This window comes from Nonomuraea sp. NPDC049750, from assembly GCF_040659625.1.
Classification (GTDB): Bacteria; Actinomycetota; Actinomycetes; order Streptosporangiales; family Streptosporangiaceae; genus Nonomuraea.
The window spans coordinates 464,232-489,809 of the sequence record NZ_JBFANB010000001.1 but is presented as its reverse complement, the minus strand read 5'-3'; the positions used below and the strand labels follow the sequence as shown (position 1 = coordinate 489,809).

Here is a 25,578-nt window from a genome sequence, read left to right as displayed (position 1 = left end):
GCGGCCAGTATTCCTCTCCCCGTGGCTAGGCGAACATGAGTCGGCACACACGGGGATCCAATTAGGGGGGATCACATTGCGCAGGGACGACGCGTTACCCAGCTATGAGCAGCTCTTCGGCGAACTCGACTTCTACGAGGGCGACGAGGCCCGGTCGGTCTACTCACCGGCCGCCTATCTCGTAGACCTGCTCCGGCTCCTGGAAGGCGTCTTCCGGGACCCCGACCTGCTGGCGCGGCGGCCCGATCTGGCCAGGATCCCGCTCGACGCCGAGCACACGTTCACCGAGTCGCCCTACCTCGACATCGTCAACGAGGTGCTGGAGACGGTCGTCGGGAGCGACCCGTACGAGACGCTGCGCGCGGCCCGCCACCCGTTCGGGATGCCGTTCTCCCTGCTGGCCGAGCAGTTCAAGATGTACCTGCGCCAGCTCAAGGTCGCGCCCGAGGAGTTCTACCGGCTCTTCGCCCCCGACGTGGATCCCGACGTGGTCGCGCGGCTGTCTCTCGCGCTCTCGGCCGAGGATGTCCAGGTCGTGACCGTACCGGTCACCTCTGAAGAGCAGCTCAGAGCCGACTACGGGCTCGGCGCGGAGGAGCCGCTCAGCGCGCTCGAGGACGTCGAGCGGTTCAGGCGGGCGACCGGGCTGACCACGGTCGAGGTACGCGAGCTGGTCTACCAGGGCGATGATCCGCAACGGCCGCCCGCCAAGTTCTTCGTCAATGGGGGAAATGAGGCCCCTACGGCCATAGACGGCCGGCGACTGGTCGGTGCCGGGTTCGTGTGGTTCGAGCGGGTCAACAGGTTCGTCCGGCTGGCCCGCAAGACCGGTCTGAGCATGACCGACCTCGACCGGGTGCTCACCACCTGCTGCGACAACCAGCTGGACGCGGCCGCGCTGCGCACCATCGCCGTGATCGTGTTCCTCCAGAAGGGCTACGAGCTGACCGTCGACGGGGTGTGCGGCCTGGCCGTGCCGATCGAACCGGCCGAGCTCGAGGATCTGCCCGAGGTGTCCGGGGACATCCTGGCAACACATAACAAGGAGTACCGTCGCCGTTTGGCACGTTCCATCGAGACGGCCGAGAACGACATCGTCGACATCGTCCTGCGCTACCGCGACAGGTACGCCGCGCTGGAGCCGAGCCCGTTCGACCGGGGAGAGATCGGGCTGTCCGCGATCGCGCTGCTGCAACGGGCCGGGCGGCTCGTCGCGGCGCTCGGCCTGTCCGTCGGCGAGCTGTTCGACCTGCTGGAGGTGCTGGAGAGCGATCCGTCGCTGCAGCGGTACACGACCTTCCCGATTCTCGGCGGTACGGAGCCGCGGACCCGCGACTGCTACCGGATCCTTGAGGGCTCGGACGTGGCGTCGAGCCTGTGGCTGGCGCAGACGCTGCTCGCCGTCGGGCGCTGGATGCAGGACGGCGGGTTCAGCGCACAGGAGCTGGCCGACATCCTCGGCGGGGGGACACCGGCCGACGACGACCAGGTGGCCGTGCTCGACGGGGTCAACCGGCGGTTCGAGTCGGTCGCGATGAGCCCCGAGCTGTTCGTGTCGCGCCGGTTCGGCGAACGGGCGTCCCAGGTGCTCCACGACGTCCTGACCGCCTACGACGACGGCGTGGTCTCCGCCCGGGACGAGCGCCTGCTCCGCCTCGACCGGACCAAGGCGCGGCAGGCGGCCTACGACGCCGTCACCGACCTCGGGCTGATCGTCAAGGAGGACTTCGTCGACCTGGGGCTGGACGAGCGGCTGACGGCGAAGATCTTCGCCAACCTGGTCTTCGCCGGCCGCCTTCAGAGTGACGGCGCGCTCGTCGCCGACGGGCTGCCGAAGACGGTGGCGGAGCTGCGGCTGGCGAGGGACTACGGCTCGTTCGCCGAGCCGCTGTTCAAGCTGATCAACAGTCTCGGCAACGGCACCGCGTCCTTCTTCCCCTCCGACCTGGCCTCCCTCGGCAACCTGCGGGAGGAGCAGCAGGCCGAGCTGTACGACAACCTCGTCTTCAACGGCTACCTCGACAGCGAGGGCGACGTCATCGACCCCGGCTTCTTCGCGGACGAGGCGAACGCCGGGCGGTTCATGGTCAACGCGGATCTCGACGACGTCGCGCCGGGCGTACTGGCCGAGCTGCTCGACCGGGTCGACCGGTTCAGGCGGGAGCCGCTCACGCTCGACCCCGAGATCTTCGCCGAGCTGGGGGTGGACGAGGCGGCGCTGCTGGCCGGCCTGCGCTTCAACGGCTACCTCGACGAGGACGGCGGCTACCTCGACAAGGTCGCGCTGGCCGGGCTGCGGCTGGATGACTTCGGGCTGGCGCTGGAGTTCTATCCGCGCCGCCGGGCCATTCTCGACGCGATGAAGGAGCAGATCGCGGCGTTCCAGAAGGAGACGTACGCCTTCACGCCCGACGACTTCGTGGACGTCGCCGACGACGCGATCGCCCAGCGGGTGATCGACGCCCTCGAAGGCCCCTACCTCCGAGAGGGCCGGGTGCTCGACGAGAGCGTTGAGGTGGACCTGGGGGACGGGTTCCGGCCCGCCGAGCAGGTGATCGTCGCCGGCCGGATCGCGGAGGTCCTGAAGGACGAGCAGCCGTACCGGCTCGACCTTCAGGCGGTCACCGAGCTGGGCTTCGACGACGGGGAGCGGGCCGACCTGGTGAGCGTGCTCGTCGCGGCCGGGCATCTCGACGAGGCGCTGGCCGTGCCCGAGGACCGGCTCGACTACTTCCGCGCCGCGACCAACGCGCTCGACTTCACGGTGCCCGGCGTGGAGGACTACGCCAAGGAGCTGTTCTTCCTGCTGCACCCCGTGGCCAAGGAGCTCGCCGCAGCGGTGGACGAGATCACGGACACGCTGGAGCGGCGGGCCGAGCAGCAGCGGGCGGCGTTATGGTCGGTGCTCGCCGACGCGTTCGGCGTGCCCGCGGCGACCGTCGAGGCGATCTGCGGCGCGGTGACCGGCGGCGTCCAGGAGGCGCTCGACGTGCTGGCCGCGCCGGCCCTCATAGCGGCCGAGGAGAGCGGCGAGGTCACGGCCGTGCCGCCGGATCCGCACTTCCGGCAGGCCTACCGGCGGATCCGGCGCTTCGCGCTGCTCGCGGCCAAGCTCGGCCTGGACCCCACCGAGGTCACCGTGTCCTTCCAGGACCAGGACCTGGTCGGCAAGTACCCCGAGCCGCTGGCGCTCCCGCCGGGGCTCGACCGGTTCGACGCCGTGCTGGACAGCTCCGACGGCAACATCTACCTGTTCGGCGAGGGCGGCTACTGGACTTACGCGAAGGCCACGTACGCGCTGGCCGACCCGCGGCCGAAACAGCTCATCGAGCTGTCGACCCGGTTCACCGGAATGACCGGTGTGGACGCCGCGTTCGCGCACCCCGACGGCAGCGAGTGGATCATCGGCCACGGCGGCGACGGCGTCTCACACGCCTTCGTCAGGGAGCGCGGCGGCACCCGCTGGGCGGCGAAGGAGCAGGTCTGGGGCAAGGTCAGGAACAACTTCGACGACCCCCAGCGGATCGACAGCGCGTTCGTGGATGAAGACGGCAAGACCTACCTCTTCTCCGGCGACCAGTACATCCGCTACACCACCCCCGATTACACGGTGGTCGACGAGGGCTACCCGCGCGGCATCGACGAATGGTGGCAGGGGGAGGGCCACGACACCCCGCTGCCCAAGGCGTTCAAGAAGTCGGTCGACGCCTCCTTCCAGGACCGCGACGGCGGGATCCACCTCTTCACAGGACAGCGTTACCTAGCGGTAGGGGGCACGGAGGAGGCGATCGCCGACCGGTGGGGCCGGGTCCGCAACGTCTTCGACGGCGCCGAACGCGTGGACGCGGCCTACGCCGACGCGAGCGGCGTCCACCTCTTCGCCGGCAACCAGGTGATCCGCTACTCCGGCAGCATCGAGAACGACGGCGTTCGCGTGGACGACGGCTACCCGCGGCGCATCGAGTCGGACTATCCCAGCATCCCCGGGCAGTTCGAGTCGGGCGTCGAGGCGGCCTTGGCCGACTGGGACGGGGCCGTCCACCTGTTCAAGGACGGCCGGACGGCCAAGGGAGACGGCGCCGCCGTCCCGACGGCCGAGCGCTGGGGCGTGCAGGCCCCCGTACTGCCCAGCGGTACGGTCGACGCCGCGTTCACTGGGCTGGACGGGAAGACCTACCTGTTCAGCGGCGGGAGATACCTCAGATACTCCGGCGCCGACTACTCCGTCGTGGACCTCGGTTACCCGCGCGCGATCTCCGCCGACTGGGGCGGGCTGCGCGAGGTGGGCGCCTCGTTCGTCATGGACGGCAAGACGTACCTGTTCGGCGCGGGCGGCGAGCTCTTCGACGTGCCGCTGGAGCAGGAGAACGAGCTGAACGCCGGCCGCCTGTCGCCCGCGCTGCGGCGGCGGTTCATGGAGCACGGACTGACCTTCGCGGAAGGCGTGAGTGTCAGTGGCACGACCACCGACTGGCATGTCGTCACCGAGCAGCGGATCGACGTCACCCTCGTCCGCGAGGCCAAGCGGATCCGGGTGCAGGCCGACGCGGGCCACTTCTACGTCCGCTACTCGACCAGGGACTACGCCACGCCGGACGTCGGCTACCCCAAGCCGGTCGCCGACAACTGGTGGAATCTGCCCGCCGCGCTGGCGGACGACCCCGCCTTCACCACGATCGACGCGGTCTTCAGCGCCGGGGACGGTCAGACGTACCTTTTCTCGGGCGAGCGTTTCGTGGTCTTCGACCACCGGCACCGCTGGTGGTCCGAGCCCCGCACGCTGCGGGAGCACTGGGACAGCATCCCCTTCACCAGGGTCGACGCCGCCTTCATCGGCAAGGACGGCCGGACGTACGTGTTCTCGGGCGACCAGTACGCCCGCTACTCCACCCGCGACTACACCAGGGTCGACGACCGCTATCCCGCGAGTGTCCCGGCGTTCTGGGGCAACGTGATCAGCAACCTGGCCAGGACCGGGCGGGTCGACGCCACGCTGGTCATGGACGCGACGGAGCTGGTCGAGGGCGTCGAGGTGACGCGTACGTACACGTACCTGTTCTCCGGGAACCAGTACGTGCGCTACGAGGGGTACGACTACACCACCGTGCAGGAGGGTTACCCGCGTGCCCTCGCGGACCTGCACCGGGAGCCGCGGCTGGGCAACCTGAGCGTCACGCTCGACGGGGTGGACGCGGCCTTCGCCGATCGGCGCAACGTCTACCTGTTCAGAGGGGCGCGGTGCCACGTCGTCTCCAGCGAGCTGTACCGGAGCTACGACGATCTCGCGCCGGTGAGCTGCGCCTTCGTGGAGGACGGCGCGGTGCTGGTCGAGGGGCCGCACGGGTGGCGGCGGCTGTCGGCGATCGAGGGGACGACCGTCTCGGCGACGCCGGTCCGGCCGCGGACGCTGCGCCCGGTCCCGGAGGAGTTCAGGACCGGCCTGGACGCCGTCCTGGAGGGCGCCGACGGCACCACGTACCTGTTCAAGGGGCCGAACTGCTTCAACACCCGGCTGAACCGGGCGTACCCGCTCACGGAGGAGTGGGGCCGACCCCGTAACACGATTTATCAGGACAACGCGGTGGATGCGGCGTTCACCGGGGTGGACGGGAAGACCTACCTGTTCAGCGGCGATCAGTTCGTCACCTACACCGGCACCAGCGACACGATCGACGGGGACCCGCTGCCCATCGCCGACCACTGGGCCGGGCTGACCGGGGTGGCGCTCGCCTACGTGCGCGACGGCAGGACCTACGTCTTCGAGCACCCGGACGACGACGGCATGCTGCGCTACCTCCTCTATTCGGGGGAGGACTACCGGCAGCCCGACGACGGCTACCCCATGGTCACGGACGCCGGCTTCTGGGAGGTTCCCGGCGAAGAGAGCGCCGCGGTGCCCGACGCGGTGCTGTTCGAGGGCGGCACCATGCTCCTGCTGTACGGCGAGCGGTGCGTCCAGTTCGACGAGGCGACCGGGCGGTGGTCCTACCCGCGGCCGACCGAGCGGATCTGGCGGGACTTCGGCCGCGGCCTGGAGCCGGGCGACGCCCTCAGGACCGCGTTCACCGCGCCCGACGGCGCGACGTACTTCTTCTTCCGGGAGAGCTACGCCCGCTACGCCGACCACGCCTTCTCGCCGCTCGCCCCGATCCGCGAGCGGTGGGGCCGCGCGCTGCACCCCTTCACCACGGTCGACGCCGCCTGCGTGTACGGGGGCCAGACCACGTTCCTGTTCTCGGGCGATCAGTACGTCCGCTACACCAACGTTGATTACCGCTACGTGGACCCCGGCTACCCGAAGAAGATCATCGGGAACCTGCGTCAGGAGGAGGCGTTCGCCCGCCTGCCCGAGGCGTTCGAGGACGCGGTGACGGACCGGCCGCTGGACGCGGTGCTCGCCAACCGGCGCAACCTGTACCTGTTCGTGGGCGGCGCCTGCCACGTCGTCTCCGTGACGGCCGAGGCCGACTACGACCTCGGGCTGCTCGGCGGCGTGCGCAACACGCTCGTGGAGCGGCAGAAGGTCGACGCGGCGCTGGTCAGGGGCCCGCACACGTTCCTGTTCTCCGGTGACCAGTACGTCCGCTACACCAACACGGATTATCGCTACGTGGACGACGGCTACCCGCGCACGATCGACGGCTCGCTCAGCCAGGACCTGGACCTGCCGAACCTGCCCGACGCGTTCGCCGACGGGCTCGACGCTGCCTTCCGGGGGCTCGACGGCGGGACATACCTGTTCAAGGGCCCCCGATACCTGCGTGCCGACCGGGCCGAGCCGGATCAGCCGGTCAACAGCCTGTGGGGCAAGGTGCGCAACGCGTTCGCCGACGGGCCGGGCATCGAGGCCGCCTTCGCCGCGCCGACTGGCGAGCTGTACGCCTTCAAGCAGGGGCAGTACATCCGATACCAGCCCAACGACCTCGAATACGTCGCCACCGGCTATCCCCGGACCGTCAAAGACGACTGGGGCGACCTGCCTGCCGCCTTCGAGGAGACGGGGCCCGACGGCGCCTTCGTCTTCGAGGGCCGGACGTACCTGCTCAGGGACGACGAGTACGTCCGTTACTCGGGCGCCTACGACACCGTGGACCGTACCTTCCCGCAGCCGATCAAGCACCGGTGGTCGGACAGCGCCGACTACCGGCTGAGCGATCTGCACACCATCGTCAGGTTCGTCGAACTGGCCCGGTCGCGTCCCGACGGCCTGGCCGCGTTCCTGCTGAACGGACCGGCGGCCGTCGAGGATCCGTACCGCTACCTGGCGGACCTGTTCGGCTGGGACGCCGACGAGCTGCGGTGGGCCAAGCGCAACGCCGCCCTGCTGACGCCCGGCACGCCGGAGGAGGACCGCTTCGAGATCGAGTTCGTGCTGAAGCTGGTCGACGTGTTCGCGGCCGCCGACAAGTTCGACGCGGGGCCGTCGACGATCTACACCGACGTCTGGTCCCGCGTCTTCGGCGCGACCCCGGCCCCCGAGGCCGCCAACACCGCCCTGTCCGGCCTGCTCGAACGGACGTGCGGTCCAGCGGACTGGGTCACCCTGTCGGGCCAGATCCACGACGAGCTGAACCTGCTCAAGCGCGACGCCCTCGCCCCGTCGGCGATCATCCGGCTGGACGGCTTCAGGTCCACCCGCGACCTGTACGAGAAGTTCCTGATCGACGCGGACATGGGCGCCGCCGGCCGGACCTCGCGCGTCAGGGAGGCCATCGCGGCCACGCAGCTCTTCGTGCACCGCTACCTCCTCGACCTGGAGGAGGTCGCGCTCCCGCCGGGCCGCGACGAGGACGAGGTCAGACGGCGGCTGAAGACCTGGTGGGGCTGGCTGAAGAACTACCGGCTCTGGGAGGCCAACAGGAAGGTCTTCCTCTATCCCGAGAACTACCTGCGCCCCGAGCTGCGCTCCGACAAGACGCCCGCGTTCCAGGCGTTGGAGAGCGACCTGCTGCAGGGCGAGATCACACCGGAGACCGTACAACGGGTCTACAAGAGGTATCTGGACGAGTACACGGAGGTCTCCCGGCTGGCCATCGCCGGTGGGTACGTCTACCCCGAGGACGGGGCCGACGAGGGCACCCGGCGCCTGGTCCTGTTCGGCCGGACGCGGACCGCGCCGCGCCGCTACTACTACCGGGGCGCGGAGTTCAGGGACGGCGTGAACCTCTCCGCCACCTGGGAGCCGTGGCTCAAGGTGGACGTCCAGATCGACGCCGACCGGGTCTACCCCGTGCACGCCTTCGGCCGCGTGTTCGTGTTCTGGACGGTCGTGGAGACGGTCCCGGTCGTGGTCACGTCCGACACGACCATCGATGCCACGAGGACCGGCGACACCCAGAACGTCAAGACCCCGCCGCCGATGTACCGCGTCAAGATCTACTACTCCTTCCTCAACCTGAACGGGGAATGGGGTGCCGCGCAGTTGCTGGCCGCCGACGGCGCCCAGGCGAAGCAGATCACCGGCGTCCGGCTCTACGTGCAGGCGTCGAGGACCGTCCCCGGCGGGCCGGACGGCCTGCACGACTCGATCATCGTCACCTGCTCCGACGCCGCCGGGGTCAGGTCGGCGTTCGCGCTCACGCCCGAGCTGTACGCGGTCAACGCCGAAGGCGTGGCGGAGCCCCCGCGCGCCATCCGGCTGGACAAGATCTTCGCCGAGCCCGACACCAGCCCCGTGGACGAGCCCGGTGCCGTCCGGTTCAACATGCCGGCCGGGACCCTGGACCGGCCGTGGCTGAGCGTCGACCACAAGGGCGGCAGCTTCCTGTGCCGGCCGGTCACCGCGCCGAGTGGGGCGGAGCCGCTGCTCCCGCTGGGGAGCAACCCGGACGGGCTGCCGAAGTGGAAGCGGATCGACGCCGCGTTCGAGCTGCCCGACGGCAGACGATGCTTCTTCGACAACGCGGGCAAGCGCTTCAAGCTCGGCACCGAGAAGCTGGCCTCCATCAAGGAGCGGTGGGGGATCGTCGGCACTGGCCTGCTCAGGTCCGGCGTCGTCGACGCCGTGCTGGTGCGAGGCGGACACATCTACGTCTTCTCCGGCGCCGAGTACTACCGCTATTCGGGCCCACCGTTCGGGGCGCCCGACACCGGATACCCGAAGCCGCTCAACACCAACCCCGACAATCTGCCGCATTGGACCAAGGTGGATGCCGCGTTCACGCTCGACGGCACGGAGTACTTCCTCTCCTTCGCGGCGAAGCGGTATGTCGACTCCACAAACCCGACCGAACTGAAGCCGATCAGCTCTCGCTGGGAGCTGCCCAAGGACTTCGTGGCGGACTCGGCCCTCGCCCACCGCGACCGCGTCTACTTCTTCGCGGGTGACACCTACATCCGCTTCAGCGGCAAGACGCCCGACGACGGCCCGCAGCCGTTGAGCGAGAACACCGAGGGCCTGCCCCAGAGCGGTCCTGTAGACGCGGCGTTCTCCTACGACGACGGCCCCTACTTCTTCGACAACACGGCGGGCACCTACCTCACCCCGGACGGCCGGACCTCCCCGACCAGGGAGCTGGGCCGCATACCCACGACCATAGGCACGACCGAGGCCGTCGACGCCGCGTACGTGGACGGCGACAAGCTCTACCTGACCAGCGGCATGGAGCTGGTCCGCTACACGCTCCCCAAGGACGGAACCGTCCCCGACTACGTCGACGACGGCTACCCCAAGCAGCTGAAGAGCCAGGTCAAGGCCGTGATCCAGCGCAACCGGCAGCGCTACGTGCTCGGCACGAGCGAGTACGCGCTCCTGGAGGCGGGGCAGGAGCCGACGGGACAGCTGGCCTACCGGCCGGTCGCCGGCAACTGGGGCGGCCTGCCCGAAGGCTTCCAAACCGAGTTCACCGGCGTGCTCGACGGCGCCAAGCTCTACCTGTTCCTCGGCGCCGACTACGTCGTCTACTCCTCGGAGCCGACGGCCCAGCGGCCGTACGAGTTCGCCGGGCTGCCGCACGAGATCGTCCGGCTGACGTCGAGCACGGCCTACCGGCTGAACAAGGAGCTGCTGACCGGCGGCGTCGCGGCGCTGCTGGCCCCCGAGACGCAGGAGACCGACGAGCTGCCCGCCTTCAGCTTCGACGACTCCGACGCGACCACGATCAAGGTGCGGCCGCAGGTGGCCGGGACGCCGTCCAGCTCGCACCTGGACTTCCAGAGCGCCAACGGCATCTACTACTGGGAGATCTTCTTCCACGCCCCGCTGCTCATCGCGCAGGCGCTGAACAACGCCCAGCGCTTCGAGGACGCGCGGATCTGGTACGAGTACGTCTTCGACCCGACGGAGCGGGTGAGGTACTGGCGGTTCCTGCCGTTCCTGGCGGTCGACCTGCGAGCGCTGGTCGACAGCTGCCGCGCCGACCTGGCCGGGCTGGGCCTCGACGGCTCGGACGTCGCGACCGCACTCGAACCGATCCTTGCCCGGCTGGCGACGCTGGCCCCGGCGTTCGAGCAGGCCGGCGAGCTCTCCCAGGAGGACAAGGACTTCCTGGCCGGCCTCGCGGGCACCGAGCTTAAGGACATGGGGCTGAAGGACATCGAGACCACGCTGAAGGCCCTGCCGGGGACGTCCGGCCTGCGGGAGCGGATCGCAATGATCGCCTGGCTCCGGCGGCAGTACGACCTCATGGGCGACCGTGGGAAGTTGATCAAGGCGTACATGGACGATCCGTTCGACCCGCACGCGATCGCCGAGCTGCGCCCGTCCGCCTACCGCCGGGCCGTGGTGATGGCCTACATCGACAACCTGCTCGACTGGGGTGACCTACTCTTCCGCCAGTACACGGCCGAGAGCGTCGACGAGGCCAGGATGCTCTACATCTTCGCCTACGACCTGCTGGGGGAGCGGCCGGACGTCCTCGGCCCGCGCCCGCTGTCGGCCGCGCTGACCTACGAGGACCTCCGGTACCTCCCGCTGGCGGAGCTGGACGAGCTGGACGACGAGCTGAAGGCGCTGACCGCCGGGGGAGCGCTGCTGGAGGGACCCGGGGAGGTGCACAGGAGCGTCGCGAGCCCGTACTTCTACGTGCCCGAGAACAGCGTCTTCTTTGAGTACTGGTCCCGCGTCGAGGACCGGCTGCGCAAGATCCGGCAGTCGCTCGACATCATGGGCGTCAGCCGGCCGCTGCCGCTGTTCGAGCCGCCCGCCGATGTCATGGCGCTGGTCAAGGGCGCCGCGTCCGGTGCCTCGCTCGACCAGCTCACGCAGGGGATGGCGGCTCCGGTGCCGTACTACCGGTTCGCCTTCGTCTTCAGGAAGGCCCAGGACCTCGCCGACAAGGTACGGCAGTTCGGCAACGACCTGCTCAACGTGCTGGAGCGGCGCGACGTGGAGGAGCTCGCCCTGCTGCAGAACCGGCAGGAGGGCACGATCCTCGCCCTGACGCGCGGCATCAAGGAGGCGCAGATCAAGGTCGCCGAGGAGAACCTGGCCGAGCTGGAGGCGAGCAGGGACGGCGCGACGGCGCGGGTCCAGCACTACGAGAAGCTGATCGCCGACGGGCTCTCCGCGCTCCAGGTCGAGCAGCTGGCCCGGATGAAGAGCGGCTCCGACGCGCACTTCGTCGCGGGCGGCCTGAAGATCGCCGCCTCGATCGCCCTGGGCGTGCCGCAGGCACTGCTCGGCCCGTTCATCTTCGGTACGGGCTTCGGCGGCGAGCAGGTCGGCAACGCCCTCGACAAGGTGGCCGACGTCTCCTCCACGCTGGCCGAGGGATACAGCACCCTCGGCGAGCTGATCGGCGTGCGGTCGGAGCAGGAGCGCACGGCGCAGGACTGGGATCTCCAGCTCAACATGGCCAAGAGCGACGTGACCCAGCTCGGCCACCAGCTGACCAGCGCCCAGCACCAGCTGACGATCGCCCAGCGCGAGCTCGCCGTCGTCACGCAGGACATCGCCAACCAGGAGGCGGTGGCCGCGTTCATGAAGGACAAGTTCGCGGGCGCCGAGCTCTACCACTGGATGGCCGGGCGGATGTCCGGGCTGTACTTCCAGACCTACAACCTGGCGTACGAGATGGCGCGGTCCGCCGAGCGGGCCTACCAGTTCGAGCGGGGCGAGAGCAACGGCGACGGCGGCTACATCCAGCCGAGGTACTGGGAGAGCCGGCGCAACGGTCTGCTGGCCGGCGACAGCCTCGGCTTCGACCTGGAACGGCTGGGCAAGGCGTACGTCGACACCGACAGCCGCGGGATGGAGATCACCAAGAAGGTCTCGCTGCTGGGCCTGGACCCGCTCGCCCTGCTGGCCCTGCGTGGCGAGAGGCGCTGCGAGTTCGCGCTGACTGAGGCGCTGTTCGACCGGGACTTCCCCGGGCACTTCCGGCGCCGGATCCGGACGCTGTCGGTCTCCTTCCTGGGTGCGGACGGGCCGCTCGGCGTCTACGCGACGCTGACGCAGCTCGACAGCAAGACCGTCCTGGCGGCCGACCCGAAGGCGGTCAAGTTCCTGCTCGATCCGAAGGGCGCGCCGCCCGACACGCTGCGCCCGGACTGGCGCTCCGGCCAGCAGATCGCGCTGTCGGACATCGAGGAGTACAAGGAGAACAACGGGCTGTTCGAGCTGCGCCTGGACGACGACCGTTACCTGCCGTTCGAGGGCACGGGGGCGGTCTCGCGGTGGCGGCTGCAGCTGTCTGGCCCGGCTCCGGCCGGTCTGAGCGACGTGGTCGTGACCGTCAAGTACAGCGCGGACCAGGGCGGGGAGGTATTCGCCAACGCGGTCAAGGGCATGCTCAAGCCGTACGCGTCGGCCCGCTACTTCGACGTGGCGAGCGAGTTCCCCGACGAGTGGGCGCAGTTCCAGGAGGGCGAGGACGACCAGCTCGTCCTGCCGTTCACGCCGGCGCTGTTCCCCGCCATGAGCGGGCGCCAGATCACCGGCGTCTATCCCAGGTACGAGCTGGCCGGGCGCGGTTCGGTGCGCTTCCTGCTCAACGGCGACAAGAGGCTCGCGCTCGCTGACGGCAAGCTCCTGCGCACCCCCGGTCTCAGCGTCGGCGGGAACCCGTGGGTGCTGGTCCTGGAGGGTGACAAGGCGGCTCTCACCAACCTCGGCCTGGTGCTCACGTACCGGGCGAGCGTTCAGTAGGGGGCGGGCATGTCGCTATGGAGCAAGCTCAAGAAGGCAACGACCCGGAAGAAGACGCGCCAGTCGCCGCCGGTCGCCACCGCGAAAGGGCTGGCCGGCACGATCGTGCTGACCAAGCCCAAGCGGTCGGACTCGCTGGTCGAGCTCTCGCCCCTCGCCCCGCAGCCCAAGGCGCCGGTGAATCCGCCGTCGGAGAAGCAGCAGCCAGGCAGCTTCACCAGCAACCGCCGCGACATCATCGCGGACGTCATAGAGCACAACGACAAGGTGGGCAGCGCGGAGGCGTTCATCGACCTGGTGAACGCGGCCTTCACGGACGAGGGCGTGAACCCGGCCGCGCCGCACACCCACCTCGTCAAGACGCCCTGACCCCCGGAGACGGTCGATGCCGAAGAACACGCTCAAGAAAAAGAAGAAGAAGAACAAGCGTTCTACCACTCCGGGCGTTTCCGGTGCCTCGCACGGCGTCGTCAAGTCGGTGAGCAAGACCAAGCGCGCGGCGGTGATCGCGAATGCCGGATCCCAGCCCGCGCACTCGGCCCCGGCCCCGGCCCGCCGCCCGAGTGACGCCGTCATCAACCGGAACTTCCTCGCCAAGGCCTACCGGGAGTACTACAACAGCGCCGGCCGCAGACGCCCTCAGCACGTGGTCAAGCGCATGTACTCCTTCATGGGTGAGGGCCCGCCCGGCTACCTGAACACGCCGATCGGCAACCGGGACTTCCAAAGTCTGCTCGACGGTGAGCGGCAGGGCGACTACAAGGTGGAGGCGCAGAGCGCGTCGGACAACTGGAGGGGACTACGGGCCGGCGACTACTTCCACCTGATCAACGAGGCTCACCCGCTGCCCAGCGCACAGAAGGCGCAAACCCTGGGGAACCGCGCCCGGCGTCTCATCGTCAACGTGAAGAACCAGGCGGCCGCGCTGAAGGCGGTGCGCGGTCTCGTCCCGTTGTTCAAGGACGGCAACGTCGGCCCGTTCTTCAGGTCGTTCAAGGTGTTCCTGTCCAGCAGAGCGGACACCCAAAAATCCGTCAAATACGACAAGCTGGTCGTCTATTACGCGCTCAAGGACCCGAATGCCGCCGACGACGACGTCGGTAAGCAGCTCGTCTCGGCCATCGAGACGGCGGTCCCCGAGGGGGAGCGGGACTCGAAGTTCGCCCCCTTCTACTCCTTCGTCACCCCCGGAGTCGCCTGGTCGGAGGAGCCGAAGTACTTCGTTCAGAAATTGGACAACAGCTTCACCGAGACCCGGGCGAACGTCATCGATGACGTCATAAAGAACAACGACGCGGTGCCCAATGAGGCCGCGTTCGCCACGCTGGTGGACAACGCGTTCCAGCGTGAGCGTATAGATCCCGCGAAGCCGCACCGGCACGTCGTGGCCAAGACGCCCTGAGGCCGCTGGTCGCCGCCTGTGCGAGTACCTCGCCAGGCGGCGACCTGAGGTTTTTTACTCAAAGCTAATCTCCTCATAGACGACCATGAGGAAAAGTGATTAGATGACTTGATATGTCCGAGGTAACGCGGCCCAGCCTTTCCGACGCTCTGACCGAGCGCATGCTGGAGCTCATCCGTACAGGTGGGCACCGACCGGGAGACAGGCTGCCCTCGACGCGGGAGCTCTCCCAGCGCTTCGCCGTCACCACCCCGACGCTGCGTGAGGCGCTGCGCAGACTCGAGGCCACCGGGGCCATCGAGATGCGGCACGGGTCCGGCATCTACGTCGGCGCCGACATCGAGCGGCTCGTGCTCCCCAACCCCAACATGCGGGAGATGCACGCCGCCCAGCTGCTTGAGTTGCTCGGCGCGCGCATCGTCATCGAGCCGCCGCTGGCCGCGATGGCCGCGGCCCGCGCGACCGGCGAGGAGCTGGTCGCGCTCCAGCGCGTGCTCGAGGCCGCCGCCAGGCACCTGCGCGGCCAGGACGCCGAGCTGCACGACACCAACATGACCTTCCACCGGGCGACGGCCCGGCTGGCGGGCAACAGCGTGCTGCACGAGGTGGTCGACTCGCTGCTGACCGTCCACGGTCCCGAGCAGCGGGAGATCCTGCAGCTCTTCGACGACCGGCGCCGTGACTACGACGAGCACGTGGCGATCCTGGAGGCCATCGAGGCGCGTGACGCAGCGGCGGCCGAGGAGCGCATGCGAGCTCACCTGGTGGACGTCAAGACCGTAATAGAGCAGAGGTTGCAAGACCCCCCCAAATGAAACAAGGAGGCCGGGGCATGATCCGGTCACGCGTTGTCACGCTCGGCGTGGCAGCTCTCTTTCTCGCCGCCTGTGGCGGCAATACCGAGGCGCCGCAGAAGAAGTCCGAACTGTCGCTCTACAACGACAAGGGCGCCTGGAGCAAATACTTCGACGAGATGGGCGCTCTGTCGAAGCAGCAGATCAGCTTAGGCATGAAGCCGGTCGGCTACACCGATTCGGCCCAGTATCAGGCCTTCATCAAGGCGTCGTTCCGTACGAACGTCAAACCCGACCTCTTCACCTGGCAGACCGGCGGGATGCTGGAAGAGATCGTCAAGCAGAAGCAGGTGGCCGACACCTCGGCCATCTGGCAGGAGGCGATCAAGGCCGGCGACCTGTCGCAGGACCTGGCCCCCTATTACACGGTGGACGGCAAGCAGTACTGCGTGCCGATGAACGTCGCCTACTGGGGGATGTTCTACAACAAGAAGGTCTTCGACAAGTACGGCCTGCAGCCACCCACCACGTGGGACGAGCTGGTCAAGGTGGCCGAAACCCTCAAGAAGAACAACGTCAAAGCCTTCTACCACACCAGCGTGCTGTTCTCCTTCGTCTGGTTCGAGCAGCTCATGGCGGGCATGGACCCCGACCTGTACGACCGCCTCTCCACGGGCAAGGCCAAGTACACCGACCCCGGCGTGGTCCAGGTGATGGAGAAGTGGAAGCAGCTCATCGACGCTGGATATTTCATCAATCCAGGCGATAAAACCGACCCGGGCGATGTGCTGAAGAACGGCAAGGCGGCGATGGTCTCCTTCGGCACCTGGTTCAACACCAGCATGACCCAGCGCGACCTGAAGGCCGGCACCGACTACGGCTTCTTCGCCATCCCGAACGTGAACGCCTCGCTCCCCAAGACCTCGATGATCTTCGAGAGCGGCCCGCTCTGCTCGCTGACCAAGGCGGCCGACCCCGAGGCCGGCCAGAAATACCTCAAGTGGTGGACCACGCAGCCCGCCCAGGACAAGTGGGCCACGACCCGCGGCGACGTCAGCGCCAACCCCAAGGTGACGATCAAGGACGAGGCGCTCGGCCAGGTCACCAAGGACGCGGGCGGCGGCAAGTACCGCCTGGTCAACCGCTATTTCGAGGCCACGCCACCGCCGATCCTGACGGCCGCGCTCGACGGCTTCAGCAAGTTCGTGACCGAGCCCGGCACCTACAAGGAAGTGCTCGAGACCATTCAGAAGGCCGCTGACGAGTACTGGAGCACGCATCAGTGATGCGCGCGCCTATGCTTGGCCGTTTCCGGTACGGCTATGTCGCTCCTGCCGCACTGCTGGTCGCTGGGCTGCTCTACGTGCCCTTCCTGTGGACTGCGTACCTCAGCTTCACCAAATACGACGGGCTCGCGCCGCCCGAGTGGGTCGGCCTGCGTAACTTCGGCAAGCTGCTCGACGACCCGGCGCTGCTCACCGCCCTGGGCAACACGCTCATCTGGGTGGTCGGCACGATGGCGCTGCCGGTCGGTCTCGGCCTGCTGGTGGCGGTGCTGTCGTACGACCTCAAGGGCGGCGTCTGGTACCGGGTGCCGTTCATGCTGCCCTATGCGCTCAGCGGCGCCGGGCTGGCCATGGTCTGGAGCCCGATCCTCTCGCACGACGGCATCGCGAACATCCTGCTCGGCGTCGACACCGCCTTCCTGCAGAAGGCGCCGCACAACACGATCGCCATGCTGCTGGTCTGGACCTGGCAGCAGCTCGGCGTCAACACGCTGCTGTTCGTGGTGGGACTGCAGTCCATCCCCAAGGCGCCGATCGAGGCCGCGCGGCTCGACGGGGCCTCCGGGTGGCAGCTGTTCCGGCATGTCATCTGGCCGCTGATGGCGCCCCTCACCGCGGTCGTGGTGGGGCTGGCGCTGGTGGCGAGCCTGAAGACGTTCGACATCGTCTGGGTGCTGACGCAGGGTGGCCCTGGGCGCAACTCCGAGACGCTCGCGGTGACCATGTACAAGGACACGTTCGTGGCCAGCGACTACGGCTACGGCGCCTCGGTCGCGGTGATGCTCACCGTGGTCACGGGGCTGGCGTCCTACCTCTACCTCAGGAGGCAGGTGCGATGATCCGGCGTGCCGTACTCATCGTGCTCGGCCTGATCTGGCTGGGCCCGACCTACCTGCTGCTCGTCAACGCCGCGCGGCCCGCGGCGTCGTACGACCCGTCGAAGGCGTGGCAGCCGTCCGGCAGCTTCGCGCTGTTCGACAACATCGCCCGGGCCTTCGACAGCGCGAACCTGTCGGACAGCCTGGCCAGCACCGCGCTCTACAGCATCGTCTCGCCCACGCTCGGCGTGCTCATCGGGGCGCTGGCCGGCTACACGATCGTGGTGCTCCGGCTGCGGCACGGCTTCTGGTGGTTCCTGCTCATCTTCGGCGGCACGATCTTCCCGTCGCAGATGCTGCTCGTGCCGCTGTTCGTGGGTTACAGCGATCTCGGCCTGTACGACACCAGGGGCGGCCTGCTCCTGGTCTACACGGCGATCAACGTGCCGTTGGCCGCTTTCGTGCTGCGTAACTTCTACAGTGGAGTGGCGTTCTCGATCTTCGAGGCGGCCCGCATGGACGGTGCCACCACCTGGCGGATCTTCTGGCGCATCTACCTGCCGTTGTCGGTCAGCGCGCTGGCGGCCGTGTTCATCCTCGAGTTCACCTTCATCTGGAACGACCTCATCTTCGGCCTGACACTCACGCAGACCGAGGACGTACGGCCGGTGATGACCGCGCTGGCCGGACTGATGACCGACGTCTACGCGGGCACCCCGGTGCCCGTGGGCCTCGCGGCGGGGCTCACGGTCTCGCTGCCGACGGTCCTGCTGTTCCTCGCCACCCAGCGGCTGTTCGCCCGTGGCCTGTCTCTAGGGAGTGTTTGATGACCAGCCGGTTGCTGCAGCGGAGCCTCGGCTCGCCGGACTACGACGGGATCAGGCAGGCGCTGCGCAACGACACCTCGACCGCGGTGATCGGCGTGCGCGGCGTGGAGGTGCGTGTCGCGGTGCTGCCGCTGTTCACCCACGACGGCCGGCAGGCGGTCAGGGTGACGAGCACCGTGCCGTTGACGCACGTGCTGGTGGGCGAGGACAGCGCCTCCGGCACCGACGTCACGCTGCTCGTGCCCGAGGTGACCGCGCCTCGCGTGCTGACCCTGGAGTCGCGCGACGACGCCGGGCTCATCGGCTCCGCGGAGATCACGATCACCCCGCAGCGCAAGTGGAGCGTGTTCGTCGTTCACCACTCCCACCTCGACATCGGCTACACCGACCCGCAGGGCACGGTGCTCCGCCACCACCTCGACTACCTCGACGCGGCCCTCCGGCTGGCCGAGGAGACCGCCTCCTGGCCGGACGACGCCAGGTTCAGGTGGTCGGTCGAGTCGTCGATGCCGGCGCTGAAGTGGCTCGACGCCCGGCCCGCCGACCAGGTCGCCAAGTTCGCCGCGCTGGCCCGCGCCGGCGTCATCGAGGTGACCGCGCTGCCGTTCCAGCTGCACACCGAAGCCTGCTCGACCGAGGAGCTCTACCGGCAGCTCCGCTTCACCACGCGGCTCCAGGAGAAGTACGGCTTCGCCACCAAGTCGGCCATGCACACCGACGTGCCCGGCGCGGTCGTCGGCGTGATCGACGCGCTGAACGCCGCCGGGGTGCGCTATCTCGCCGCGGCGCACAACTGGGCCGGGCGGTCCGTGCCGTACCTGCACGGGGGCGACAAGCTGACCCGGCCGTTCCGGTGGCGGGCGCCGAGCGGCAAGGAGGTGATCGTCTGGTTCACCGACACCCCCCACGGCATGGCGTACATGGAGGGCAACACGGTCGGGCTCACCGACTCCTACGAGCTGGCCGACGACCTGCTGCCGCGCTACCTGTCGGCGCTGGCCTCGCGCGGCTACCCCTACGGGCCCGGCACGTTCGGGTGGCAAGGTCCTGACGCGCCGCGTGAGCCGTACGAGCTGGACGTGCTGCACCTGCGGGTCCAGGGCGCGCACGCCGACAACGCCGGACCCTCGATCGTGCCCGCCTCCATCGCGCGTAGGTGGAACGAGCAGTGGGCCTTCCCCCGGCTGCGCTCCGCGGTCAACAGCGACTTCTTCGAGCACGTGGAAGAGCGCTACCACGACCGCCTGGCCGTACAGGAGGGCGACTGGACCGACTGGTGGGCCGACGGGCTCGGCTCCGGCGCGCGGCCCCTCGGATACGTACGGCGGGCGCAGTCCGCGCTGCGCATCGCCGAGACGCTGCACACGATCGCCGGCGCCGACGCGACCGAGCAGATCGACGAGGCCTACGACAAGGTGGCGCTGTTCAACGAGCACACCTGGGGCGCGGCCAACCCCTGGGAGGACGCCGAGGAGGCGGGCGACTCGGGCGGCCTGCAGTGGACCCGCAAGTCGTCGGGCGCCTACGACGCCCAGGACGACGCGGCCGACCTGCTGCACGCCGCCGCCCGCCGGTTCGGCGCGGCGCTCTCCGACGGCGGTGTGCTTTCGGGGGGCGGCGCGCTCTCCGACAGTGGTGTGGCCGATGCGTCGGCGCTCACGTCCTTCGCCGTCTTCAATCCCGGTACGGCGAGCAGGACCGATGTCGTCCGCGCCTTCCTCCCCCGGGACGTGGTCCCGGCGGACGTGCCGATCGCCCTCGTGGACGCGCGCACCGGCGAGACGATCCCGCACCACGAGGAGCTCGTGGACCCGGCCGACTGGCCGACCCGGCCGATCGGGCGGCACCTGCACGCCGTGGTGCCGGAGGTTCCCGGCTACGGCTACGCGCGGATCGACGTCGTCAGGGGTGAGGTCCGGGCGGCCGAGCCGGTCGAGCTCGACCTGGGCGGCGTGATCGAGAACGAGTTCTACCGGGTCGGCTACGACGTCCGCGAAGGCGTCATCCGCTCGATCTTCGACAAGGCGGCCGGTCGGGAGCTGGTCAACGACAACGCCGCCGCCGGGTTCGGCCAGTACGTCTACGACCGCTACGCCACCGCCCCGCACTTCAACCACCTGTCCGGGCACGTCGGGGCGCACGACCGCACCCTGCTCGGCGACCGGGCGATCGGCAGGAACGCCACCATCGTCAAGGCGCAGCGGACCGCCGTGGGCGAGAAGCTGGTCGTCGAGCTGCAGGGCAAGGGCGTCGACTGGCTGCGCACCACGATCGAGCTGCACAACGGCGTCGCCCGGCTCGACCTGACCTACCAGCTGGCCAAGCAGGGCACGCCCGCCAAGGAGGCGGTCTTCCTGGCCTTCCCGTTCGCCTCGGGCCCCGCGACGGCCTGGGAGCTGACCGGCGGCGTCGGCGGGCCGGACGTGCCTCGGGTGCCGGGCTCGGCCGAGTACATGCTGCCGATCAGGCACTGGATCGCCTTCGAGGACCCCGAGCTGACCGTCGCCTGGGCCACGCTGGAGGCGCCGCTGGTGCAGCTGGGCACCATCCACATGCCGTACGCGCCGTTCCCGCCGACGCTGGACGAGGAGCCGGGCACGGTCTACTCCTGGGCGCTGAACAACATCTGGGACACGAACTTCCCCGCCCAACAGCAGGGGGAGACCACGTTCCGCTACTCGATCATGTCGGCTCCGGGCATCGAGGGCAGACGGCTGGGCGCGCGGGCGGCGGCCGGGCTGACGGACCAGTTCGTCGGCGCGCTGCTCACCAGCGCGCCCGACGCGGTCAAGTCGTTCGTCTCGGTCGACCACCCCGACGTGCTGGTCACCTCGCTCGGGCAGAACGGCGACAACGAGATCGTGGTCCGGCTGCAGTCGCTGGCCGCCGAGCCGGTCGAGGCGACGGTCCGGCTGCCGAGGCTGCGGCGCGCTCTGGTGAGCGCCGGTCTGGAGCGGGAGCTGCGGCCTTTGGAGGTCTCGGCGGAATCGGTGAAGGTACGGCTGCCCGCGTGCGGTGTGGCCGCTATTTGGGGGACGTGCGAGTGAAGATCGTTGACATCCGGGCCACCACGGTCGCCGTTCCGCTGGAGGCGCCACTCCGGCACAGCAACGGCGCCCACTGGGGCCGGTTCGTCCGCACGATCGTCGAGGTCGAGGCCGACAACGGGCTGATCGGCCTGGGGGAGATGGGCGGGGGCGGGGAGAGCGCCGAGGCGGCGTTCCGGGCGTTCATGCCGTACCTGAAGGGGCATGATCCGTTCCAGCTGGAGGCGCTGCGGTTCAAGATCGCCAACCCGACCGCGTCGCTCTACAACAACCGCACCCAGCTCCTTGCGGCCATCGAGTTCGCCTGCATCGACCTGATCGGGCAGCATCTCGGCGTGCCCGCCAGCGACCTGCTCGGCGGGCGGCTGCGCGATACCGTGCCGTTCGCCTCCTACCTGTTCTTCCGCTACGCGGCGGAGGGATACGCCGAGGTACGCACGCCGGACCAGCTCGTCGAGCACACCAGGCAGCTCAAGGCGGACCACGGGTTCACCGTGCACAAGCTCAAGGGCGGGGTGTTCCCGCCCGACTTCGAGCTGGAGTGCTACCGGGCGCTGGCGGCGGCCTTCCCCGACGACCGGCTCCGCTACGACCCGAACGCGGTGCTGTCGGTGGCCGAGGGCCTGCGGTTCGGGCGGGCCATCGAGGAACTGAACAACGAATACCTGGAGGATCCGGTCTGGGGGCTCGAAGGGCTCAGGGCCATCCGCGAGCAGGTCCGGGTGCCGCTGGCGACGAACACCGTCGTCGTCAACTTCGAGCAGCTCGCCTCCAACGTGCTGCGCCGGGCGGCCGACGTGGTGCTGCTGGACACCACGTTCTGGGGCGGGATCCGGCCGTGCGTCAAGGCGGCAGGGGTGTGCGAGACCTTCCAGCTCGGGGTGGCCGTGCACTCCTCCGGGGAGCTGGGCATCCAGCTGGCGACCATGCTGCATCTCGGCGCGGTCCTGCCCAACCTCACGTACGCGGCCGACGCCCACTACCACCAGCTGCGCGACGACGTGATCGAGGGCGGCAAGCTTTCGTACGCAGACGGGGCCATAGCGGTGCCGACCGGGCCGGGGCTGGGCGTCCGGCTCGACAAGGACCGGGTCGCCCACTACGCCGAGCTCTACCAGGAGCTGGGCGGATACCCCTACGACCGGGACCCGGGGCGGCCCGGCTGGTACGCCCAGGTGCCGAACGAACGCTTCGCCGACCCGACCGTATCCCTGGAAGTCAGCACATAGGAAAAGAATCGTCCTTGCTCGTGTGAGTCTGCTTCTGCTGCCCCGTGCCCTGAATCAGGGTGGGGGTACTCACGTACTCACGCGAGCAAGGAGGCATCGTGCGGCTCATCAGCGGCGTCGTGGCGGCCCTCTGCACCGTGGTCGTCCCGGCCATGAGCGCGTCCGCGACACCGAGCGGCAGGTGCGCCGGTGGCCGGGTCTGCCTGTACGCGGGCTCCGACTACAACCGGGGGACCGAGGACTACTGGCGCGACTTCGTCGCCGACGACTCCGACCTGAGCGACGACACCTGGCTCGACCGGGACCACGGCGGCACCCGGCACAGCATCGCCGACGAGACGAGCTCGTTCAGGAACCGGATCGGCTGCGGCACCACGCTGTGGCAGCACCCCTACTTCACCGGGGCGCACAGCACGTTCATCGCGACCGAGAGCGACGACTACTTCGCCGACGACAGCGTCAGCTCCGTCGACATCTGGTGTCGCTGACCATGGACGGCGAAGCCGGGCTTCGGAGCGGGCGCCCGGCGACCGGCCGCGGCGGCGCTCTGGGGCGACCGGAGACCGGCCGCGGCGGCGCTCTGGGGCGACCGGAGACCGGCCGCCGGAGAGCGCTGTCATCCTCACCCGCCGCCGCTCTCTGGGCCGGGGCATCGTTGCTGCTGGTCGTCACGGCCTGCGCGGCCGCGCCGCGCCCGGACTTCGTGTCTGTATCTGTGGCGTCGGTGGCCGATCTCGTGCTTCCGTTCGACGCCTACAAGCCCACCCCGGAGCAGCGCGTCCTGCTGGCCAACGCCCAGACCAAGCTGGTCGCGCGGTGCATGCGCCGCCACGGCGTCTCGGCGGCCCCGCCCATGGTCGCGGTGGCCGCCGTCAAGGCCGGCGATCCGGGCAACGCCCGCCGCTACGGCGTCGCCGACCCGGCGCAGGCCGCGCTCACCGGCTACCACCTGTCCCGCTCGGACCCGCACAGCAGACCACCCCAGTGGGCGGCCAACCTCTCCAAAACCGCCAGAACCCACTTGTACGGTGACACCGCCGACTCCGGCTGCATAAGCCGCGCCGCAGCCGTCCTGACCCGAGGCGCCGAGCCGGCCGACTGGCCCTGGCTCGCCGTCCAGGACGCCGAGACCCTGGAGAAGGCCGCCACCGATCCGGCCGTCGTCCAGGCGGCCACCAGCTGGCGAGCCTGCATGGTCAGGGCCGGACACGCCTACCCCACCGCCGAGGCCGCCATCGCCGACGCCCGCTGGAACCTGGACCAGCCCACGGTCACCGCCGAGGAGAAGCGCACCGCCACGGCCGACACCAGGTGCAAGTGGGAGTCGGGGCTGGTGGCGGTGTGGTTCGCCGCCGACTCCGCCCTTCAGCGGCAGATCGTCGCCGGCAATCCGGACCGCTTCGCCGCCCTCCGCGCCAACCTCGGCAGCCGCCTGGCGCGCGCGTCCAAGGTCTTCCAGGAGACCCGCTGACCACTACCGCCTGTCGACGCCTGGCGGTCGGGCCAGCCGTTGTACCGCGCGCACCACGCTGGCGCGACGCCGGGCGTGCTCTGTCGCATCCTCGTCGTCGGCACCGGTGAGCATGCGGGCGAGTTGGGGCGCCGAAACCCACCATGCGGACAGCCCGATGACCATGAACGCCAGATGATCGGGGTCGAGGTCGTCGTCGAGGATCCCGGCGCGCTGGGCGGCAGCGTAGGCCCGCGTCTTGTCCTGGTAGAAGGCGGCGCGCTGCGCCTCGTCGGCCACGGCGCCACCGGCCAGGCCCTCCCACAGCATCAGGCGGACGAGATGGGGATGCGCCACGTGGTAGTCGAAGTTGCGCCCGACGAACTCGCCGATGTTCTCGAAGTCACCCGGGGGTGGCCCCACCGTCTCGGCGAGTTTCTTGAGCTCGTCGGTCAGCACCGTCTCGAACAGGGCCTGCTTGTCGCCGAAGTACTTGTACAGGCGTTCCTTGTTGATCCCGGCCCGCTCGGCGATGCGCGCCATGGTCGTGCCGTCCGGTCCGCGCTCGGCGAACTCGACTGTCGCCGCTTCCTTGAGCCGCCGCCGCGTCCCCTCGGTATCCCACGCCATGGCGACATCCTAGCGCCATCCCATCTGCAACGTTGCGGTTGGAGTTTTCCGCCGCTAGCATCAAAAGCAACCGCACCGTTGGAGATGCGATCCAGATGAAAGGTATGGACATGGCAGACGGCCTTCCCGGTGGGACTCTCACACTCGCCGACGACCTCACCATCACCCGCATGGGCTACGGCGCCATGCAGCTGGCCGGGCCCGGCGTCTTCGGGCCGCCCAAGGACCGCGACGCGGCCGTCGCGGTGCTGCGCGAGGCCGTCGAGCTGGGCATCACCCACATCGACACCAGCGACTTCTACGGACCCTTCGTCGTCAACGAGATCATCAAGGAGGCCCTGCACCCCTACCCGGCGGACCTGCGCATCGTCACCAAGGTCGGCGCTCGCCGTGGCCCGGACGGCAGCTGGAATCACGCACTGGAGCCCGAGGACCTCAAGGCCCAGGTCCGCGAGAACCTCCAGCGCCTCGCCCTGGACACCCTCGACGTCGTCAACCTGCGCCTAGCCGAGGGAGGCGCGGGCGAGGAGTCGCTCGCGGAGCCGTTCGGCGCCCTGGCCGAGTTGCAGCGGGAGGGCCTGATCCGCCACCTCGGTCTCAGCGCCGCCTCCGAGGCCCAGCTCACCGAGGCGCAGGCCATCGCACCCGTCGTCACCGTTCAGAACCTCTACAACCTCGCCAACCGGCAGGACGACGCTCTCGTCGACCGATGCGCGGCCGAGAACATCGCCTACGCAGCGTTCTTCCCCCTGGGCGGCTTCACCCCGCTCCAGTCCGAGGCGCTCACGAACGTGGCCGCCCGGCTGGACGCCTCGCCGCAGCAGGTCGCCCTGGCCTGGCTGCTGCGGCGCTCGCCCACGATGGTCCTCATCCCCGGGACCTCGTCCGTGGCCCACCTCCGCGAGAACATCGCCGCGGCGAGCCTGGTCCTCCCGGCCGACGCGATCGAGGAGCTCGACGCCATCGGAGGCTGACGCTATTGGAGGAGGAGGACTTGCCAGAATTACT

General features: G+C 69.2%; 13 protein-coding genes. 12 read left to right on the top strand and 1 reads right to left on the bottom strand.

All coding sequences use genetic code 11. The features are described 5' to 3' along the window. Positions 1–76: 76 nt before the first annotated feature. From AB0J16_RS02265 to AB0J16_RS02215, 11 genes are all read left to right on the top strand, one after another. Positions 77–13,087, top strand: coding sequence for a hemopexin repeat-containing protein (locus AB0J16_RS02265; protein ID WP_358533661.1), 13,011 nt, complete (start codon positions 77–79; stop codon positions 13,085–13,087). Positions 13,088–13,096: 9 nt separating this feature from the next. After that, positions 13,097–13,456, top strand: coding sequence for a hypothetical protein (locus AB0J16_RS02260; protein WP_358533658.1), 360 nt, complete (start codon positions 13,097–13,099; stop codon positions 13,454–13,456). A gap of 16 nt (positions 13,457–13,472) precedes the next feature. After that, positions 13,473–14,489, top strand: coding sequence for a T3SS effector HopA1 family protein (locus tag AB0J16_RS02255; RefSeq protein ID WP_358533656.1), 1,017 nt, complete (start codon positions 13,473–13,475; stop codon positions 14,487–14,489). 113 nt (positions 14,490–14,602) lie between these two features. Next, positions 14,603–15,304 carry an FCD domain-containing protein gene (locus AB0J16_RS02250; RefSeq protein WP_358533653.1) on the top strand — a complete coding sequence of 234 codons (702 nt, stop codon included), beginning with the start codon at positions 14,603–14,605 and terminating at the stop codon, positions 15,302–15,304. Between the two features lie 17 nt (positions 15,305–15,321). Beyond that, complete coding sequence (locus tag AB0J16_RS02245) at positions 15,322–16,569, top strand: extracellular solute-binding protein (protein ID WP_358533650.1); 1,248 nt, start codon at positions 15,322–15,324, stop codon at positions 16,567–16,569. Positions 16,570–16,580: 11 nt separating this feature from the next. Further along, a complete protein-coding gene (locus AB0J16_RS02240; RefSeq protein WP_357653893.1) occupies positions 16,581–17,408 on the top strand; it encodes a sugar ABC transporter permease in 828 nt (275 codons plus the stop codon). Beyond that, positions 17,405–18,214 (top strand): carbohydrate ABC transporter permease, encoded by an 810-nt coding sequence (locus tag AB0J16_RS02235; RefSeq protein ID WP_358533646.1) that lies wholly within the window; start codon positions 17,405–17,407, stop codon positions 18,212–18,214. The genes AB0J16_RS02240 and AB0J16_RS02235 overlap by 4 nt, the downstream gene beginning before the upstream one ends. Then, entirely contained in the window at positions 18,214–21,261 is a 3,048-nt protein-coding gene (locus AB0J16_RS02230; protein ID WP_358533641.1) for a hypothetical protein, read from the top strand. Before AB0J16_RS02235 ends, AB0J16_RS02230 begins: the two co-directional genes overlap by 1 nt. After that, positions 21,258–22,490 (top strand): enolase C-terminal domain-like protein, encoded by a 1,233-nt coding sequence (locus AB0J16_RS02225; RefSeq protein WP_358533638.1) that lies wholly within the window; start codon positions 21,258–21,260, stop codon positions 22,488–22,490. The genes AB0J16_RS02230 and AB0J16_RS02225 overlap by 4 nt, the downstream gene beginning before the upstream one ends. Before the next feature lie 98 nt (positions 22,491–22,588). After that, the gene (locus AB0J16_RS02220) at positions 22,589–22,978 is read left to right on the top strand and encodes a peptidase inhibitor family I36 protein (RefSeq protein ID WP_358533636.1); all 390 of its coding nucleotides are present in this window, start codon (positions 22,589–22,591) and stop codon (positions 22,976–22,978) included. A 2-nt stretch (positions 22,979–22,980) separates the two neighbouring features. Then, positions 22,981–23,961 (top strand): hypothetical protein, encoded by a 981-nt coding sequence (locus AB0J16_RS02215; RefSeq protein ID WP_358533633.1) that lies wholly within the window; start codon positions 22,981–22,983, stop codon positions 23,959–23,961. A 3-nt stretch (positions 23,962–23,964) separates the two neighbouring features. On the opposite strand, the gene AB0J16_RS02210 is transcribed toward AB0J16_RS02215, so the two are convergent. Next, positions 23,965–24,570 carry a TetR family transcriptional regulator gene (locus tag AB0J16_RS02210; protein WP_358533630.1) on the bottom strand — a complete coding sequence of 202 codons (606 nt, stop codon included), beginning with the start codon at positions 24,568–24,570 and terminating at the stop codon, positions 23,965–23,967. A gap of 110 nt (positions 24,571–24,680) precedes the next feature. Here AB0J16_RS02210 and AB0J16_RS02205 point away from each other — a divergent pair, with 110 nt between their 5' ends. Continuing rightward, positions 24,681–25,544: an oxidoreductase gene (locus AB0J16_RS02205; RefSeq protein WP_358533628.1), complete on the top strand. Its 864-nt coding sequence runs from the start codon at positions 24,681–24,683 to the stop codon at positions 25,542–25,544. Positions 25,545–25,578 lie beyond the last annotated feature (34 nt).

Bases quoted from the DNA above. Each gene is read 5' to 3' on its own strand.
- AB0J16_RS02260 (WP_358533658.1), top strand. From the start codon at position 13,097: ATGTCGCTATGGAGCAAGCTCAAGAAGGCAACGACCCGGAAGAAGACG.
- AB0J16_RS02255 (WP_358533656.1), top strand. From the start codon at position 13,473: ATGCCGAAGAACACGCTCAAGAAAAAGAAGAAGAAGAACAAGCGTTCT.
- AB0J16_RS02250 (WP_358533653.1), top strand. From the start codon at position 14,603: ATGTCCGAGGTAACGCGGCCCAGCCTTTCCGACGCTCTGACCGAGCGC.
- AB0J16_RS02245 (WP_358533650.1), top strand. From the start codon at position 15,322: ATGATCCGGTCACGCGTTGTCACGCTCGGCGTGGCAGCTCTCTTTCTC.
- AB0J16_RS02240 (WP_357653893.1), top strand. From the start codon at position 16,581: ATGCTTGGCCGTTTCCGGTACGGCTATGTCGCTCCTGCCGCACTGCTG.
- AB0J16_RS02235 (WP_358533646.1), top strand. From the start codon at position 17,405: ATGATCCGGCGTGCCGTACTCATCGTGCTCGGCCTGATCTGGCTGGGC.
- AB0J16_RS02230 (WP_358533641.1), top strand. From the start codon at position 18,214: ATGACCAGCCGGTTGCTGCAGCGGAGCCTCGGCTCGCCGGACTACGAC.
- AB0J16_RS02215 (WP_358533633.1), top strand. From the start codon at position 22,981: ATGGACGGCGAAGCCGGGCTTCGGAGCGGGCGCCCGGCGACCGGCCGC.
- AB0J16_RS02210 (WP_358533630.1), bottom strand. From the start codon at position 24,570: ATGGCGTGGGATACCGAGGGGACGCGGCGGCGGCTCAAGGAAGCGGCG.
- AB0J16_RS02205 (WP_358533628.1), top strand. From the start codon at position 24,681: ATGGCAGACGGCCTTCCCGGTGGGACTCTCACACTCGCCGACGACCTC.